Consider the following 17,406-nt stretch of genomic DNA (forward strand, 5'->3'; position numbering starts at 1 on the left):
CGTTTCGATGTAGCTCTGATCGAGGTAGCTCGAGTCGAGGGGGTCGCTCGTGTGTGCGGACAGTCATCGTCGGCGGCTCATAGCCCTCGCCCACCCCGTGTACTTCTCGCTCCTCGCCTCCGTCGCCGCCGGGATCATCAACACCGTCTGGGTCTCCCGGCTCGGCGGCCCGGCCGTGGCCGCCGTCGCGGTGGCGACCAACACAGAGAACGTGCTCCTCGGCGTGGCGCTGGTCTTCGGCTCCGGTACGACCGTGCTGGTCGCGCACGCCCGGGGCGCCCGGGACCCGGGGGCGCTACGGGCTGCCGTACGCGGGGGCTGGGCGGTGTTCGGGGCGGTCACGCCGGTGGTGGTCGCCGCCGGGTTCCTGCTGCGGGAGCCGCTCGCCCGGCTGGTCCTCGGCGGGGGCGCGGCGCTGCCGCTCGCCGTGGGGTACTTCGCGATCTCGATGCCTGGCATCGCCGTGTTCTTCGCCCAGCAGCTGGTCGACGGCATCCTCAAGGGCGCCGGGGACACGAGGACCCCGATGCGGCTCGCCCTCCTCGCCAACGGCCTGATCCTGGTCTGCGACCCGTTCCTCATCCACCTCTACGGCGTCCGGGGTGCCGCCGCCTCGACGGTGCTGTGCCGGTGCGTGGCGCTGGGGGCGGGTCTGGTGGCGCTGCGGCGCAACGCCCTGCTGCGCAGCGCCGCCGGGCCCGGGGTCGCCTTCTGGCGTACGCTGCGCACCGGGCTGCCCATGGCCGCCGACTTCACCGTGCGGCAGGGCGGGGCGCTGGTCCTGGTCGCGATCGTGGCGCGGCTCGGGGTGACGGCGGTGGCGGCGTACTCGATCGCGTACAAGGTCATGTACGTGGCCACGATGGGCTTCTACGCCGTCCGGCAGGCCGCTTCCATCCACACCGCGCATCTGCTGGGCGCCGGACGCGACGAGCGGCGGGCGATCGGGCGGCAGGCGGTGCTGGTCTCCGGAGGGTTCGGACTTGCGGCGGCTGTCCTGCTGGCCGCGGCCGCCCCCTGGATCATGGCCGCCTTCGGCGCCGGACCCGGCGTCGCCCACGACGGCGTGCTCTTCCTGCGCTGTGTCGGGCCCTACCTGCTGCTCATGGCCTGCTTCATCGCCCTCGGCGGGGTCTTCGAGGGCAGCGGGGGAGCACCGGTGCTGCTGCGGGTGACGCTGCTCGGGACGGCGCTCCAGCTGCCGCTGGCGTACGGGCTGTCGGGGCTGGGGCTGCCGGGGGTGTGCCTGGCGCTGGCGCTGGCCATGGCGGTGCAGTGCGCGGTGGTCGGTGCGGTGTTTCTCAGAGCCAGGCGTCAGGAGGAGACCGAGGACTTGGTGGCGCGGGCTTCGGTCTGAGGGGCGGCGATGTCCCGGGCCGGGGCGGCGCCGTCGAACGCCGTTTCCGCGGGGCGCCCGGTGGGTTTCCTGCGGCGGGCTCCGTCGGAGGGGGCGCCGGGGAGGAGGCCGCAGCCGCCGGCTCAGGGGCCGTGGGCCGGGGCCCGCGTCCAGTAGCGGCGGCGGCCGGAACCTCGCGCGTCACGGGGCCGCGGCCGTCGGACAGGCGGGTCACGTCCGCCGCGCGGACCGGGACTTCGCGGGGCCTCGGAGGGGCGGCCCTCGTGGCGGGGCGGGTTGCGCCGGCGAGAAGCGGCCCGCGTCAGGAGGAGACCGAGGTCTCCTCATCGGCGGTGAGGTTGGTCTGGACGGGCAGCGGCTTCTCCGGCTCGGCGGTCACCGTCGAGCGCCAGAGGTTCACCGCCGCCAGGACGGTCGCCGCGACCAGCAGGCCGTTGCGGAGGAAGAGCAGGGTGACGCCGAGGCCGTCGCTCGCGACGACGTTGCCGAAGTAGATCGGGAACTCCAGGACCGTCACGAAGGAGGCGACCAGGACGATCAGGGCGGGTCCTGTCATTCGCCCGGCGCGGAAGCACAGGCAGACAGCGGCCAGGCCGATCAGCCAGACCATGTACTGAGGGCTGATCACGCGGCTGGTGGTGGTGAACAGGAGGACCGCCACGAAGGCCGCGTCGGCGGCGGTGTGCGCCTGGAACCTCGTCGCCCTCAGCCGCCACAGCAGCAGCCAGCCGAAGGCGATGCCGGTGAGGGCGAGGGCGGCCGTGCTGACGATGTTCACCCAGGGGCCGAGGAACTCCACCGACCCGTAGTTGAGCAGCACCTGGCCGTCCCAGCCGTACTGCCGGGCGACATGGAAGACGAGCGAGCCCAGCGACTCCACCTCGGTGCCCCGGTCCGCCTGGAAGGTCAGGAAGGCGAACGCGCCGGGCATGGTCACCGCGAACAGGGCCGCGAGGCCGGCCGCCGTCACCGCCGCCGCCATCCAGGTGCTCCTCCTGCGGACGGCGACCAGGAGCAGCACCGGCCACACCTTGAGCATCGCCCCGAAGCCGATGAGGGTGCCCGCCACCCGGGGGTGGCGTGCGCCGGCGAGGAGGGCGGCCACCGCGACGGCGGTCACCATCACGTCGTAGCGGGCGTACACGGTCGGTCCCAGCAGCGGGACGCCCACCACCCACACCCAGGCGCCGCGCAGCGAGCTGCCGGGGCGCAGGCCCGTGTACAGGAGCATGCAGAGGACGGCCAGGTCGGCGAGGAAGGCGAGGACGAAGAAGGCGGTCGCGTACTGCAGGAACGACAGCAGCGCGGGGGAGAGGATCGCGAGGGCGGCGGCCGGCGGGTACTGCCAGGTGACGTCGTCCTGCGGGAACGTTCCGGTGCGCAGGACGTCGTACCAGCCCTGGTAGATCACCGAGACGTCGCTCGTGACGTCCGGGCCCGGGAAGACGAACACCTTCAGGACGAACAGGAGCAGCAGCAGCCTCGTCAGACCCCAGGCCACCAGCAGTCCGGCCGGAGACCGCCTCGCACCCGCAATGTCCACCGGAGCCCCTGTTCGCGTGTTGCTGTCTTTGCCGACTTTGAGATGGCCATGATGTCCCGGCCTGCTGTGAGGTTGCCATAAACGCGGCCGCGACCGGCTGTGCGGGGGTCGTGGAGCAGCGGCGGGCCCGGCTTTGGATAGGGTCGGCGGCGATGCGCACGACGATGTCCAAGACCCTGATCGTCACGAACGACTTCCCGCCCAGGCCAGGCGGTATTCAGGCGTTCCTGCACAACATGGCCCTGCGCCTGGATCCCGAGCGGCTCGTGGTCTATGCGTCGACCTGGAAGCGGGGCCGGGAGGGCGTAGAAGCCACGGCCGCCTTCGACGCCGAGCAGCCCTTCACCGTCGTACGCGACCGTACGACGATGCTGCTGCCGACGCCGGGCGTGACGCGTACGGCCACCGGACTGCTGCGGGAGCACGGCTGTACGTCGGTGTGGTTCGGGGCGGCCGCGCCGCTGGGGCTGATGGCGCCCGCCCTCAGGAAGGCGGGGGCCGAGCGGCTGGTGGCCACCACCCATGGGCACGAGACGGGGTGGGCCCAGCTGCCCGCCGCCCGGCAGTTGCTGCGGCGGATCGGGGAGGGCACGGACACCATCACCTACCTCGGTGAGTACACGCGCTCGCGGATCGCGGGCGCGCTGACGCCGGAGGCGGCCTCGCGGATGGTGCAGCTGCCGCCGGGGGTGGACGAGAAGACCTTCCATCCCGGGTCGGGCGGCGATGTCGTGCGGGCCCGGCTCGGGCTGACCGACCGGCCGGTGGTCGTCTGTGTCTCGCGGCTCGTGCCGCGCAAGGGGCAGGACACGCTCATCCTGGCGATGCCGAGGATCCTGGCCGCTCAGCCGGACGCCGTGCTGCTGATCGTCGGCGGCGGTCCGTACGAGAAGGAGCTGCGGAAGCTGGCCCAGGAGACCCGGGTCGCGGACTCCGTGCGCTTCACCGGTTCCGTCCCCTGGTCCGAGCTGCCCGCGCACTACGGCGCCGGGGACGTCTTCGCCATGCCGTGCCGGACCCGGCGGGGCGGGCTGGATGTCGAGGGGCTCGGGATCGTGTACCTGGAGGCCTCGGCGACCGGGCTGCCGGTCGTCTCCGGTGACTCGGGCGGGGCGCCCGACGCCGTCCTGGACGGTGAGACCGGGTGGGTCGTGCGGGGCGGTTCGCCGGAGGAGGCGGCCGAGCGGATCGTCGTACTCCTCGGGGACCCGGAACTGCGGAGCCGGATGGGGCAGCGGGGGCGGGAGTGGGTCGAGGAGAAGTGGCGGTGGGACCTGTTGGCGGAAAAGTTGAAGACGCTGCTATAGCCGGACGCGGATAATCCGCCGATGCTGCGTCCATGACAGCACAACTGATGCAGCGTCAGCTGACGAGACGTCAAATCCTGGGCATGGTCGCCCTCCAGACGGCCGCCGCCTCGGGTCTCACCCGCATCGGTCTACAGTCGGCACAGGCCGTGGAACCGGCCGCCGTCGACAACGCGCCCGCCATCGTGGTCGGTTCGGGCTACGGCGCCGCCGTCGCCGCCCTCCGGCTCGGTCAGGCCGGCATTCGCACGATCATGATCGAGATGGGCCGGCTCTGGAACACCCCCGGCTCCGACGGCAAGATCTTCTGCTCCACCGCCAACCCGGACCAGCGCTCCATGTGGTTCCGCACCCGCACCGAGGCGCCGCTGGCCACCTTCCTGTGGCTGGACGTCGTCAACAGGGACATCAGCCTGTATCCAGGGGTTCTGGACCGGGTGCGGTTCGCCAACATGTCGGTGTTCGTGGGGCGGGGCGTCGGTGGCGGCTCCCTGGTGAACGGCTGTATGGCGGTCACGCCGTTGAAGTCGTACTTCGCCGAGCAGTTCCCGACCGTCGACGCGAACGAGATGTACGCGACGTACTTCCCGCGCGCCAACTCCATGCTCGGCGTCAACACCGTCGACCCCGCCTGGTTCGAGTCGACGGAGTGGTACCGCTTCTCGCGGATCTCCCGCAAGCACGCCCAGAAGACCGGTCTGAGGACCACGTTCGTGCCCAGCACCTACGACTTCGCCTACATGCAGAAGGAGGCCGCGGGGACGGCCACCAAGTCGGCGCTCGCGCAGGAGGTCATCTACGGCAACAACCACGGCAAGAGGAGCCTCGACAAGACCTACCTCGCCGCCGCGCTCGGCACCGGCAACGTCACCATCAACACGATGGAGCGGGTCAGGGCCATCAGCCGGGCCGGCGACGGCTCGTACATCCTGACCGCCGACCGGATCAACGACGCCGGCACGGTCGTCGAGACCAAGCAGTACAGCTGCACCTACCTGTTCCTCGGCGGCGGCAGCCTCGGCACCACCGAACTCCTCGTCCGGGCACGGGAGACGGGCACCCTTCCCGCCCTCGACGCGAGCGTCGGCGTCGGCTGGGGGCCCAACGGCAACACCATGCTCGGCCGGGCCAACCACCTGTGGGACACGGTCGGGGCGAACCAGTCGACCATGCCGGTCATGGGCATCGACGACTGGGCCAACACCGCCAACCCGGTCTTCGCCGAGATCGCTCCTTTACCCACGGGACTGGAGCACTGGGTCAGCCTCTATCTGGCGATCACCAAGAACCCGCAGCGGGCCGCGTTCACGTACGACAGCGCCACCGACGGCGTGAAGCTCGGCTGGACCGCCGCCCAGAGCGCGGTGTCGTCGGGCATGGCCAAGAAGCTGTTCGACCGGATCAACTCGGCGAACACGACCATCTACCGGACCGATCTGTTCGGCACGCCCAGCAGGACCTTCGCCGACGACTTCACCTACCACCCGCTCGGCGGCTGTGTGCTGGGCAGGGCGACCGACAACTACGGCCGGGTGAAGGGGTATTCGAAGCTGTACGTCACCGACGGCTCGCTCGTGCCCGGCTCGATCGGGGTGAACCCGTTCGTGACGATCACGGCGCTCGCGGAAAGGACGATGGCGCGGGTCCTCGTGGAGGACACCGCGCCATGACGCTGTTTCAGAAGGCCTGCTACTTCTGGTAGATCGCCTCGATCTCGTCCGCGTAGTCCTTCGCCACCACGTTGCGCTTGAGCTTCAGGGACGGCGTCAGGTGGCCCGAGTCCTCCGTGAACTGGGAGGAGAGAATGCGGAACTTCCGCACCGATTCCGCCTTCGACACCGCGGCGTTGCCGTCGTCGATCGCCGCCTGGACCGCCGCGTTCAGGTCCGGATCGTCGACCAGCGACGCCGCGGTGACACCCTCGGGCTTGCCGTGCTCGGCGGCCCAGCGGCCCAGGAACTCCTCGTCGATGGTGACCAGCGCGCCCACGAACGGCCGCCCGTCGCCCACCACCATGCACTCCGCGACCAGCGCGTGGGCGCGGATACGGTCCTCGATCACGGCCGGGGCGACGTTCTTGCCGCCCGCGGTGACGATGATCTCCTTCTTGCGGCCGGTGATCCGCAGGTAGCCGTCCTCGTCGAGGGTGCCGATGTCACCCGTGTGGAACCAGCCGTCGGCCAGCGCCTCCTCGGTCGCGCCCGGGTTGTTCCAGTAGCCGGTGAACAGGTGCTCGCCGTGCAGCAGGACCTCGCCGTCGTCGGCGATGCGGACCACCGAGCCGGGCAGCGGCTGGCCGACCGTGCCGATCTTCTGCCGGTCCCAGGGGTTGAAGGCCGTGGCCGCACAGGACTCGGTCAGGCCGTAGCCCTCCAGGACCGTGAAGCCGATGCCGCGGAAGAAGTGACCGAGCCGCTCACCCAGCGGGGCGCCGCCGGAGATGGCGTACTCGCCCTTGCCGCCGAGGACCGCGCGCAGCTTGCTGTAGACCAGCTTGTCGAAGGCCTTGTGCTTGATCTTCAGACCGAGCGACGGGCCCGACGGGGTGTCCAGCGCCTTGCTGTACGCGATCGCGGTGTCCGCGGCCTTGTCGAAGATCTTGCCCTTGCCGTCCGCCTGCGCCTTGGCACGCGCCGAGTTGTAGACCTTCTCGAAGACCCGCGGGACGCCCAGGATCAGGGTCGGGCGGAAGCTCGCGAGCTCGTCGGTGAGGTTCTTGATGTCCGGGACGGTGCCCAGCTTGATCGGCGCCATCATGGGCGCGACCTGCACCAGACGCCCGAAGACATGCGCGAGCGGGAGGAAGAGCAGCACCGAGCACTCACCGGTGCGGAAGAGCGGACGCAGCCGCTCCACGACGTTGCCGCACTCCGCGAAGAAGCTGCGGTGGGTCAGCACACAGCCCTTGGGACGGCCGGTGGTGCCGGAGGTGTAGACGATGGTCGCCGGATCGTCGGCCTTGGCGAGCGAACTGCGCTCCTCGACGGCGGCGTCGGTGACGTCCTGCCCGAGCCTGCCCAGCTCCTCGACACCGCCGCCCTCGATCTGCCAGACGTGCTTCAGGGCGGGCAGCTGCTCGCGCACCGACTCGACGGCGGCCACATGGCCGTCCAGCTCGACGACGATCGCGGTGGCGCCCGAGTCGGAGAGGATCCACTGGACCTGCTCGGCGGAGCTGGTCTCGTACACCGGCACGGTGATCGCGCCCGCGCACCAGATCGCGAAGTCGAGCAGCGTCCACTCGTAGCGGGTGCGCGACATGAGGCCGACGCGGTCGCCGGGCTGGACACCGGAGGCGATGAGCCCCTTGGCGGCGGCGTGCACCTCCGCCAGGAAGGTCGTGGCGGTCACGTCCTGCCAGGCACCGCCCACCTTGCGGGCGATCACGGCGACGTCGGGATGCTGCGCGGCGTTTCTACGGACGATGTCCGTGAGGTTGCCGTCCGCAGGGACCTCGTACATGGCCGGAAGGCTGAACTCGCGCAAGACTGCTGCTCCTCATAGGGCGCCGGCGCCACGACGTTGTGCGATGCGACGGTGCGGTCCAAGGCTCGGGCAGGTGCTCGGGGCTCACGAGTGGTTTGTGGCCACTGGTTGAAATCCTGAGCACGACTGGACTGCCCGGACGTTACCCGCCGGTATGGCGTCTCCGACAGGGGGGTCCGGCGAGATGTTCGCTGCGTCACACGGATTGATGTCTCTTTCCGCGCACAGTAGTCGACCCATTTGATGACTAGCCAGTAACCGCAGGTCCCGTCGGCACTGTTCACGTATGCCGCACACGCCTACCCTTGATCGTCATGGCACCCACATCGGCCGGTAATCGCAGGACGCGCGTCCATGTGGTCAGTGACGTGCACGGCAACGCCCGTGACCTGGCCCGGGCCGGCGATGGCGCGGACGCCCTGATCTGCCTCGGCGACCTGGTGCTCTTCCTCGACTACGCCGACCACTCCCGAGGGATCTTCCCCGACCTCTTCGGGGTCGAGAACGCCGACCGCATCGTCGAGCTGCGCACCGCCCGCCGCTTCGAGGAGGCGAGCGCGTTCGGCGCCCGGCTGTGGGCCGGCATCGGCATGGACCGGGCGGCGGCCATCGAGAAGGCGGTACGCAAGCAGTACGCAGAGATGTTCGCGGCCTTCCCGACACCGACGTACGCCACCTACGGCAATGTCGACATGCCGCCCCTGTGGCCGGAGTACGCCGGACCGGGCACGACCGTCCTGGACGGGGAGCGGGCGGAGATCGGCGGGTGGGTGTTCGGCTTCGTCGGCGGCGGGCTGCGGACGCCGATGCGCACGCCGTACGAGATCAGCGACGAGGAGTACGCGGCGAAGATCGAGGCGGTGGGCGAGGTCGACGTGCTCTGCACGCACATCCCGCCGGAGGTCCCGGAGCTGGTCTACGACACCGTCGCGCGCCGCTTCGAGCGGGGGAGCCGGGCGCTGCTGGACGCGATCCGGCGCACGCGCCCCCGCTACGCGCTGTTCGGTCACGTCCACCAGCCCCTGGTCCGGCGGATGCGGATCGGGGCGACCGAGTGCGTCAACGTGGGGCACTTCGCGGGGAGCGGCAGACCCTGGGCCCTGGAATGGTGAGGTGGGCGGTGAAGTCGGGCGCTCACGTGCGCGGTAGCCTTCACGCTGCACACACGTACGCAAGACCACCTTGTGAGCAGACCTGCTTTACCGGCCCGCATCTGGAGGAGCCACGGCGATGGCGGAACACACCAGCTCGAGCATCACGATCGAGGCGGCACCGGCCGACGTCATGGGGGTGATCGCCGACTTCGCCCGCTACCCGGACTGGACCGGCGAGGTGAAGGAGGCGGAGGTCCTCTCCACCGACGCGTCCGGCCGTGCCGAGCAGGTGCGGCTCGTCATGGACGCCGGGGCGATCAAGGACGACCAGGTTCTGGGATACACGTGGACCGGGGAGAACGAGGTGTCCTGGACCCTCGTCAAGTCCCAGATGCTGCGGTCGCTGGACGGGTCGTACATCCTCAAGCCGACGGGGGCCGGGGCGACCGAGGTCACCTACCTGCTGACCGTGGACGTCAAGATCCCGATGCTGGGGATGATCAAGCGCAAGGCCGAGAAGGTCATCATCGACCGGGCGCTGGCGGGCTTGAAGAAGCGGGTGGAGTCGGGGGCGAAGTAGGGATTCACCGCCTGGGGATCTACCGTTCACTCCCATGCGCACCCTCCTGATCACCGGTCCCGGTGGTGGCGGTCGTACGACCGTTGCCGCCGCCACCGCCCTCGCCGCCGCCCGTGACGGCGTACGCGCTCTCGTCCTGAGCGCCGATCGCACCGACACCCTCGGTGCGGTCCTCGGTGCGGCCACGGGCCCGGTCCCCGTGGAGGTCCGGGACGGGCTCACCGCCTGGCGGCCCGACGCCACCGCCGGTTTCCGGGACGACCTCGCGGGCTTCCAGGAACGTGCCGCCAACGTGCTCGACCTTCTCGGGGCCTCCCGGCTGGACGCCGAGGAGGTGACCCCCCTCCCCGGCGCCGAGGAGCTCACCCTCCTGCGGGCCCTGCGCGACGCGGCACTCTCCGAGCGCCACGACCTCCTCGTCGTGGACCTCCCGCCCACCCCGCAGGCCCTCGCCCTCCTCGCGCTCCCCGAGGAACTGCGCCGCTATCTGCGCCGCCTCCTTCCCCCCGAGCGCCAGGCGGCCCGGGCCCTGCGCCCCGTGCTCGGGCGACTGGCCGGCGTCCCGATGCCCTCGGAATGGCTGTACGAGACCGCCGCGCGCTGGGACATGGAGCTCGGCGCGGTCGAGGCGGTCCTCGCGGACCGGGACACCGTCGTACGGCTGGTCGCCGAGCCCGGTCCGGCCGGTGCCGACGCCGTGCGCGCCGCGGGGCTCGCCCTCGCTCTGCGCGGACTGCGGACCGATGTGCTGGTGGCCAGCCGGGTGCTGCCGGGAGAGGCGGGGGACGGATGGTTCGCCGGGCTGGCCGCACAGCAGCGCAAGGGTCTGGAGGAGTGGCAGGAGACGTACGACGTACGACCGGTCCGGCACCTCGGCCATGACCCGCGCGGCACGGACGACCTCGCCGCCCTCGCCGTTCCCGGTGCCGCCGGCACCACCTCCGTCGTCGAGTGGCCGGTCGAGGACCGCCTCGCCGACGACGGTGTCCTGGTCTGGCGCATCCCCCTGCCCGGGGCCGTACGCGACGAGCTCGACCTCATCCGCCGCGGCGACGAACTCGTCGTCACCGCCGGGCAGTTCCGCCGGATCGTGCCGCTGCCGTCCGCGCTGCGCCGGTGCACCGTCGCCGGGGCCGCGCTGCGGGACGGGGAGCTCGCCATCCGGTTCGCGCCGGACCCGGATCTCTGGCCGCAGACCCCGTGAACCCGGTGCGCCCGTTCGGGTAACGTCGTAGGGACGAACCGTAGTCAGGAGTCCGTCATGAGCGAAGAGCTCCCCCCGTCAGAGGCCGCCGATCGCGAGGCCGGCGACGAGGTGCGGGCGACCGACGCCGACGCCTGGGCGACGGCGTGTGCCGAAGACCTCGCGGCGGAGAAGGCCCGCCGTCGCGCCGAGTACGGCCCGCCCCCGGGCGCGGCCGCCGAGGAACTGCGCAAGCTCGTCGACGCCGTCACCGACAAGCTGTCGTCCCTCCAGTCACCCCTGTTCGGAGCCGTCGCCGGTACGGCCGCCCAGCAGGTGGTGCACCAGGTCGTCCAGCAGGCCAAGGCCGCCGTCGAGCCCGTCATCGAACGCAACCCGGACGTCTTCGACCACCTGGCGGCCGCGGGCAACGAACTGCTCGCCGCCTACCGCTCCGCCGTCCAGGCCCAGGAACAGCGCTGGACCAACCGGAGCACCGATCCGAGGGACCTGGAGGAGCGCCGCCAGGACCGGGGCGATGACCCTGGTCCGGGGGAGCGCATCGACCTCGACTAGAGCCCCCTCGGGTACGGTGGGCCGTAGCGGGGCTCGACCGAAACTGAGGGATTCATGGGACTCACCATCGGCGTCGACATCGGCGGCACGAAGATCGCGGCCGGCGTGGTCGATGAGGAAGGCAACATCCTCTCGACCCACAAGGTGCCGACCCCGGGCACGCCCGAGGGCATCGTGGACGCCATTGCTTCCGCCGTAGAGGGCGCTCGTGCCGGGCACGAGATCGTCGGCGTGGGCATCGGCGCGGCCGGTTACGTCAACCGGCAGCGCTCCGAGGTCTACTTCGCGCCCAACATCCACTGGCGCAACGAGCCGCTGAAGGAGAAGGTCGAGGCCCGCGTGGGCCTCCCGGTCGTCGTCGAGAACGACGCCAACGCGGCCGCGTGGGGCGAGTACAAGTTCGGCGCCGGCAAGGGCCACCGCAACGTCATCTGCATCACGCTCGGCACCGGCCTCGGCGGCGGCATCATCATCGGCAACAAGCTGCGCCGCGGTCACTTCGGCGTCGCCGCCGAGTTCGGCCACATCCGGATGGTCCCGGACGGCCTGCTGTGCGGCTGCGGCTCGCAGGGCTGCTGGGAGCAGTACGCCTCCGGGCGCGCGCTCGTCCGGTACGCCAAGCAGCGCGCCAACGCGACCCCCGAGAACGCCGAGATCCTTCTCGGCCTCGGCGACGGCAGCCCCGACGGCATCGAGGGCAAGCACATCTCCATGGCCGCCCGCCAGGGCGACCCGGTCGCCGTCGACTCCTACCGCGAGCTCGCCCGCTGGGCCGGCGCCGGCCTCGCCGACCTCGCCTCCCTCTTCGACCCCTCCGCGTTCATCGTCGGCGGCGGCCTCTCGGACGAGGGCGAACTGGTCCTCGACCCGATCCGCAAGTCCTACAAGCGCTGGCTGGTGGGCGGCAACTGGCGCCCGGTGGCGGATGTGATCGCGGCCCAGCTGGGTAACAAGGCCGGGCTGGTGGGCGCGGCGGACTTGGCGAGGGAACCCGATCCGATCATGTAACTGAGGCCTGAGGTGTCCTACCCAGGGGCGCGGGGCTGCATCAACATGCGGCTCCGCCGCGTGAGCGCGACAAGCCACAACGCAGCGGCAGTCGCACATGTACCTCGCGCCCCGAGTCATTGGGCGTAAATTACCCGCATGCTGCCCCAGAGTTCAGCCCTCATCCGAGTCCTGAGCTACAACATCCGCTCCATGCGAGACGACACGGATGCGCTGGTCAGGGTGATCCGCGCGTGCGCACCGGACCTTGTACTGGTGCAGGAAGCCCCCCGTTTCTTCCGCTGGCGCAAGAAACTCGCCCGCCTGGCCCGCGCAGCAGACCTCGTCATCCTCACCGGCGGAGCCACAGCCGCAGGACCGGCGATCCTGTGCAACCTCCGCACCACCGTCGAGCGCACGGAAGACGTCCTGCTGCCGCTCACTCCGGGACAGCACAGGCGCGGTTTCGCCACTGCCGTCGTCACTCTCGGCGGCGCCCGCCTCGGCGTGCTGAGCTGCCACCTCAGCCTCCAGAAGGGCGAGCGCTACGAACAGGCCGGCCTGCTCCTCGACCGCGTCGCCGGCATGGGCGTAGAGCACGCCGTCGCAGGCGGCGACCTCAACGAACGCCCCGGCGGCCGCACCTTCACCCGGCTCACGAGCACCCTCCAGGACTGCTGGGCCGTGGCACCCGACGGCGGCGAACACACCTGGACCCGTACCGAACCCCATCAGCGCATCGACGCGATCTTCGCGACGAAGGGCATCGAGGTGCTCGGCTGCGGTGTACCGCTCGACCTCCCCGAGACGGATTTGAGGGCGGCCACGGACCACCTTCCGGTCCTGGCCACCCTCAAGGTCCCCGTCGGCTAGACGACCGCACCCCGCCCGGGGTCGTCGTCCTCGTCCTCGTCCGTCCGCATGCGCGCCACCAGCGTCGCGAACCCGCCCAGGAAGCCGCCGATCCCGAGGGTCGCGAGCCACCAGGTCATGTCCCAGCTGAGCAGCATCGCCAGCAGAAGCAGCAGCGGTCCGCCGAGAACCGCCAGCCACGCGAACTTGGCCGTGGTGTCGGCGGCCGGCAGCGGCGGCGGCTCCGGCGGGACGAAGTGGCCCTCGTCGTCCTCCTCGAAGTCGTCCTCGGACGGCTCCGGCATCGTGTAGTCGCGCGGCCCGACCCCGGGCGCGAAGGAGACCGAGCTGCCCAGCGGCTTCGCCGACGCCGGCTTCTCGTCCTCCTCCTCCTTCTCCTCCTCCTTCTTCTCCTTCTTCTCCTTCGGCTTCTCGTCGTTGGTGTCGGGCTCGAGCAGCGCCAGGTCCTCCACCGACTTGAACGGCTTGGCGCCCGGTGGGTCCTTCGGCTCATCGCCGTACCCGGCGACGATCGCCTCCCAGGCCGCCGCCTCGTCGAAGGGGACGCCCTGCTCTTCCGGTTCGCGGTCCTCGCGATCGGAGTCGTGCTCAGCCACGTGCGGCCGTCCCTTCCTTGCCGATACCGGTCGCGAGCCGGCCGATGAACGCGAAGCTCTCCTCGAAGATCCGCTCCGCGTCATGGTCCAACGTCGCCACGTGGTAGCTCTGTTCCAGCACGATCTCCGTTACGTCCGTGGAGGACACCCGGCTCAGCACGCGCGCGGAGTCGGCCGACGGCACCACATGGTCCTCGGCGCTGCGCAGGAGCAGCAGCGGCTGGGTGACCTGCGGGAGCTCACCGTCGACGAGGCGGAAGAACTGGCGCAGGGAGTGCGCCGAGTGCAGCGGCACCCGGGTGTAGCCGAGCTCATGAGCGCCCTCCTTCTTGATGTCGTCGGCGATCCCCGGCGTCGACCGCAGCAGATGGCGCGCCACCGGAAGGGCGTACGGGGCGAGGCCGTGCATACGGTTCGCCGGGTTGACGACCATCACTCCGCTGATCTCGTCGCCGTGCTTGGCGGCCAGCCGCAGGGCCAGCGCGCCGCCCATGGACAGGCCGGCCACGAACACCTCGGTGCAGCGCTCGCGCAGGGTGCGCAGCTCGCGCTCCACCTCCGCGTACCAGTCCTGCCAGCCCGTGAGTGCCATGTCCTGCCAGCGGGTGCCGTGCCCCGGAAGGAGGGGCAGCGACACCGTCAGACCGCGCTCGGCGAGATGCTCCGCCCAGGGGCGCAGCGACTGCGGGGAACCGGTGAAGCCGTGGCAGAGGAGGACCCCTGTCTCCCCGCCCTCGTGGCGGAACGGCTCGGCTCCGGGGAGGACCGGCACCTTCGGTCTCCTGTTCATGAGAAGGGTGTGAACGAGTCCAGGTGAGGTTCACCGTACGCGACCGCACTGACACCGACCAGGGTCGTCGGGGCCTTTGGCGGTGCTCCGGGTTAAGGTCTGATCGACAGACACAGGAGGCACGGGGTTGTTGTACGGAACGATGAAGGTCGCCATCGGCGGGCCGCTGAAGGTCGCCTTCAGGCCCTGGGTGGAAGGCCTCGAGAACATCCCCGACGAGGGCCCCGCGATCCTGGCGAGCAACCACCTGTCCTTCTCGGACTCGTTCTTCCTGCCCGCGGTCCTCGACCGCAAGGTCACTTTCATCGCCAAGGCGGAGTACTTCACCACACCGGGGCTGAAGGGCCGTCTGACGGCCGCCTTCTTCAAGGGCGCGGGCCAGCTCCCCGTGGACCGCTCCGGCGCGCGCGGCGCGGGTGAGGCGGCCATCAAGGCGGGCATCGAGGTGCTGGAGCGCGGTGAGCTGTTCGGGATCTACCCGGAGGGCACGCGCTCGCCCGACGGCCGCCTCTACCGGGGCAAGCCGGGCGGCCTCGCGCGCGTGGCGCTCGCCACCGGCGCGCCGGTCATCCCGGTCGCGATGATCGACACCGAGAAGATCCAGCCGCCCGGGCAGGTCATGCCCAAGCTGATGCGGCCGGGCATCCGCATCGGCGAACCGCTGGACTTCACCCGGTACCAGGGCATGGAGCACGACCGTTTCGTGCTGCGCGCCGTGACCGACGAGGTCATGTACGAAATCATGAAGCTCTCCGGCCAGGAGTACGTGGACATGTACGCGACCGCCGCCAAGCGGCAGATCGCGGACGCGGCGAAGGCCGAGAAGGAAGCGGAGAAGGCGGCGAAGGCCGCCCTCGCGAAGGCCGAGAAGGAACGCTCCGAGTCCTAGCTGGGGCTTCGGGGGGGGCAGGGAGTGAGCTGGAGGGCGCGGCGGTGCCGAGACCGTGAGCGCGCGGAGGCCCGAAGGGCTGAGCACGGTCACGGTCTCGGCACCGGCTCGGGCGCCCGGAGGCGAACGACCAAAAATAGGGGGTGGGCGCGGGTATGGCCAGGCGTGAGCGTGTGATGAGGATGTCGGTGGAGCTGCCGCTGTGGCGTGCGCTCACCGGCTACCGGGTGCTGACCATGCTGTACGCGGTCGGGCTGTTCGCCACCAACTACGAGAACTACGACCGCGCGGGCATCGCCTACGCCTACTACGCCGTCCTGATCGTCTGGACGCTGGCCACCCTGCCCCGGGTCCAGAACGAGGCCGCCTGCACCAAGCGCTTCCTCGCCATCGACCTCGGCATCGCCCTCACCGGCATCCTCCTGACCCCGCTGGCCGTCAACGAGCACCACATCGACACCGGCGGCGCCACTCTGCCGTCGATATGGACCGCAGGGTCGGTCCTGGCGTACGCCCTCAAGGGCGGCTGGCGCTGGGCCGCGTTCGCCTCCACCCCGGTCGCCGTCGCCAACCTGATCGAACGCGGCCAGCCGGCCCGGGACACCGTCCACAATGTGATCCTCGTCTGGGTCGCCTCCATCGCCATCGGCTACGTCGTCGAGGTCGCCCGCGCCTCCGAGCGCACCCTCGCCCGCGCCCTGGAGATCGAGGCCGCGACCAGGGAACGGGAGCGGCTCGCGCGGGACATCCACGACAGCGTGCTCCAGGTGCTCGCCATGGTGCAGCGCAGGGGCGCGGTCATCGGCGGCGAGGCGGCCGAGCTGGGCCGGATGGCGGGTGAGCAGGAGGTCGCGCTGCGCACGCTGGTCTCCGGAGGACTGACGCGCGTCTCCTGGGCGTCGGAGGACGCGGCACAGGGGGCTGTCGTACGCATCGTGGACGAAGAGGACGAGCCGGAGCCCGAGGGGCCCGTCGATCTCCGCGCGCTGCTCGCCCCGTACGCGGCCGCCAAGGTCAACCTCGCCGAGCCCGGGGCCCCGGTGGAGCTGTCCCCGGCCGCCGCGAAGGAGCTGGCCGCCGCGGTGGGGGCCGCCCTGGACAACGTACGGAAGCATGCGGGGCAGGACGCGCGTGCGTGGATCCTTGTCGAGGACGAGCCCGACGAGGTGATCGTGACCGTGCGGGACGACGGGCCCGGTATCCCCGAGGGGCGCCTCGCGCAGGCCGAGGGGGAGGGGCGGATGGGGGTCGCCCTGTCGATCCGGGGGCGGTTGCGTGAGCTCGGCGGCAGCGCCGAACTGATCTCCGTGCCCGGGCAGGGCACCGAGGTCGAACTGAAGGTACCGAAGGTCTCACGGGGGAAGGCAGGAAAACGATGAGTGAGCAGCAGGGCCCGATCAAGGTGATGGTGGTCGACGACCACCCCATGTGGCGCGACGCGGTCGCCCGCGACCTGGCCGAGTCCGGCCTGGACGTGGTGGCCACCGCGGGCGACGGCGAGCAGGCCGTACGCCGTGCCAAGGCCGCCGGACCCGATGTGCTCGTGCTCGATCTGAACCTGCCGTTGAAGCCGGGGGTGCAGGTCTGCAAGGAACTCGTCGGCCACAACCCGGCGTTGCGGGTGCTCGTGCTGTCGGCGAGCGGCGAGCACGCGGATGTGCTGGAGGCCGTGAAGTCGGGGGCGACCGGCTATCTGCTCAAGTCCGCCTCGACGGAGGAGCTTCTCGACGCGGTGCGGCGCACGGCCGTCGGCGACCCCGTCTTCACACCCGGCCTCGCCGGACTCGTCCTCGGTGAGTACCGGCGCCTCGCCTCCGAGCCCGCGCCCGCCCCGGACACCGACCAGCCCAAGGCGCCCGAGCTCACCGACCGGGAGACCGAGGTGCTGCGGCTGGTGGCCAAGGGGCTGAGCTACAAGCAGATCGCCGAGCGGCTGGTGATCTCGCACCGGACCGTCCAGAACCATGTGCAGAACACTCTCGGCAAGCTGCAACTCCACAACCGCGTGGAACTCGTTCGGTACGCCATAGAGCGTGGGCTTGACGACGAGTAAAGCAATGGGCCGCTGTTTCACCGGAATTGCCCTTCCCGCCCATCCCTGTGTGACCTGGATCACCATTAGCGTGACTCCCACAGGCAACCGCG

General features: G+C 70.8%; 16 protein-coding genes. 12 read left to right on the top strand and 4 right to left on the bottom strand.

From position 1 onward, the window contains the following. Window positions 1–49 precede the first annotated feature (49 nt). Complete coding sequence (locus PH203_RS02635; RefSeq protein WP_289915576.1) at window positions 50–1,357, top strand: MATE family efflux transporter; 1,308 nt, start codon at window positions 50–52, stop codon at window positions 1,355–1,357. Between the two features lie 301 nt (window positions 1,358–1,658). Here the strand turns inward: PH203_RS02635 and PH203_RS02640 are convergent, their stop codons facing one another. Continuing rightward, entirely contained in the window at window positions 1,659–2,900 is a 1,242-nt protein-coding gene (locus PH203_RS02640) for a glycosyltransferase family 87 protein (RefSeq protein ID WP_289915579.1), read from the bottom strand. Window positions 2,901–3,064: 164 nt separating this feature from the next. On the opposite strand from PH203_RS02640, the gene PH203_RS02645 reads away from it, so the two are divergent. Both PH203_RS02645 and PH203_RS02650 read left to right on the top strand, forming a co-directional pair. Beyond that, window positions 3,065–4,207, top strand: coding sequence for a glycosyltransferase family 4 protein (locus tag PH203_RS02645; RefSeq protein ID WP_289916606.1), 1,143 nt, complete (start codon window positions 3,065–3,067; stop codon window positions 4,205–4,207). A gap of 83 nt (window positions 4,208–4,290) precedes the next feature. Next, window positions 4,291–5,877 carry a GMC oxidoreductase gene (locus tag PH203_RS02650; protein WP_289916608.1) on the top strand — a complete coding sequence of 529 codons (1,587 nt, stop codon included), beginning with the start codon at window positions 4,291–4,293 and terminating at the stop codon, window positions 5,875–5,877. Window positions 5,878–5,896: 19 nt separating this feature from the next. Here the strand turns inward: PH203_RS02650 and PH203_RS02655 are convergent, their stop codons facing one another. Further along, window positions 5,897–7,693, bottom strand: coding sequence for an AMP-dependent synthetase/ligase (locus PH203_RS02655; protein WP_289915581.1), 1,797 nt, complete (start codon window positions 7,691–7,693; stop codon window positions 5,897–5,899). Between the two features lie 314 nt (window positions 7,694–8,007). Here PH203_RS02655 and PH203_RS02660 point away from each other — a divergent pair, with 314 nt between their 5' ends. The 6 genes from PH203_RS02660 to PH203_RS02685 all read left to right on the top strand — a co-directional run bounded on the left by PH203_RS02660 (window position 8,008) and on the right by PH203_RS02685 (window position 12,986). Continuing rightward, the gene (locus PH203_RS02660; RefSeq protein WP_289915583.1) at window positions 8,008–8,805 is read left to right on the top strand and encodes a metallophosphoesterase; all 798 of its coding nucleotides are present in this window, start codon (window positions 8,008–8,010) and stop codon (window positions 8,803–8,805) included. Window positions 8,806–8,923: 118 nt separating this feature from the next. Further along, a complete protein-coding gene (locus PH203_RS02665; protein ID WP_289915585.1) occupies window positions 8,924–9,367 on the top strand; it encodes an SRPBCC family protein in 444 nt (147 codons plus the stop codon). A 34-nt stretch (window positions 9,368–9,401) separates the two neighbouring features. Further along, window positions 9,402–10,571: an ArsA-related P-loop ATPase gene (locus PH203_RS02670; protein ID WP_289915587.1), complete on the top strand. Its 1,170-nt coding sequence runs from the start codon at window positions 9,402–9,404 to the stop codon at window positions 10,569–10,571. 57 nt (window positions 10,572–10,628) lie between these two features. Continuing rightward, entirely contained in the window at window positions 10,629–11,126 is a 498-nt protein-coding gene (locus tag PH203_RS02675) for a DUF5304 domain-containing protein (protein WP_289915592.1), read from the top strand. A 54-nt stretch (window positions 11,127–11,180) separates the two neighbouring features. Further along, complete coding sequence (locus PH203_RS02680) at window positions 11,181–12,134, top strand: ROK family glucokinase (RefSeq protein ID WP_289915594.1); 954 nt, start codon at window positions 11,181–11,183, stop codon at window positions 12,132–12,134. A 138-nt stretch (window positions 12,135–12,272) separates the two neighbouring features. After that, complete coding sequence (locus PH203_RS02685; protein WP_289915596.1) at window positions 12,273–12,986, top strand: endonuclease/exonuclease/phosphatase family protein; 714 nt, start codon at window positions 12,273–12,275, stop codon at window positions 12,984–12,986. Here the strand turns inward: PH203_RS02685 and PH203_RS02690 are convergent. Then, window positions 12,983–13,582, bottom strand: coding sequence for a hypothetical protein (locus PH203_RS02690; RefSeq protein WP_289915599.1), 600 nt, complete (start codon window positions 13,580–13,582; stop codon window positions 12,983–12,985). The two genes, PH203_RS02685 and PH203_RS02690, sit on opposite strands and share 4 nt — an antisense overlap. After that, window positions 13,575–14,354, bottom strand: coding sequence for an alpha/beta fold hydrolase (locus tag PH203_RS02695; protein ID WP_289916610.1), 780 nt, complete (start codon window positions 14,352–14,354; stop codon window positions 13,575–13,577). The genes PH203_RS02690 and PH203_RS02695 overlap by 8 nt, the downstream gene beginning before the upstream one ends. Before the next feature lie 160 nt (window positions 14,355–14,514). Between PH203_RS02695 and PH203_RS02700 the strand changes: the two genes are divergently transcribed. The 3 genes from PH203_RS02700 (at window position 14,515) to PH203_RS02710 (ending at window position 17,314) form a co-directional block, all read left to right on the top strand. Beyond that, window positions 14,515–15,261, top strand: coding sequence for a lysophospholipid acyltransferase family protein (locus PH203_RS02700; protein ID WP_289916611.1), 747 nt, complete (start codon window positions 14,515–14,517; stop codon window positions 15,259–15,261). Window positions 15,262–15,416: 155 nt separating this feature from the next. Beyond that, window positions 15,417–16,640: a DUF5931 domain-containing protein gene (locus tag PH203_RS02705; RefSeq protein WP_289915601.1), complete on the top strand. Its 1,224-nt coding sequence runs from the start codon at window positions 15,417–15,419 to the stop codon at window positions 16,638–16,640. Further along, window positions 16,637–17,314 (top strand): response regulator transcription factor, encoded by a 678-nt coding sequence (locus tag PH203_RS02710; protein WP_289915604.1) that lies wholly within the window; start codon window positions 16,637–16,639, stop codon window positions 17,312–17,314. Before PH203_RS02705 ends, PH203_RS02710 begins: the two co-directional genes overlap by 4 nt. Window positions 17,315–17,406: the final 92 nt, after the last annotated feature.

The sequence above is a fragment of the Streptomyces sp. S.PB5 genome (assembly GCF_030403745.1).
Classification (GTDB): domain Bacteria; phylum Actinomycetota; class Actinomycetes; order Streptomycetales; family Streptomycetaceae; genus Streptomyces.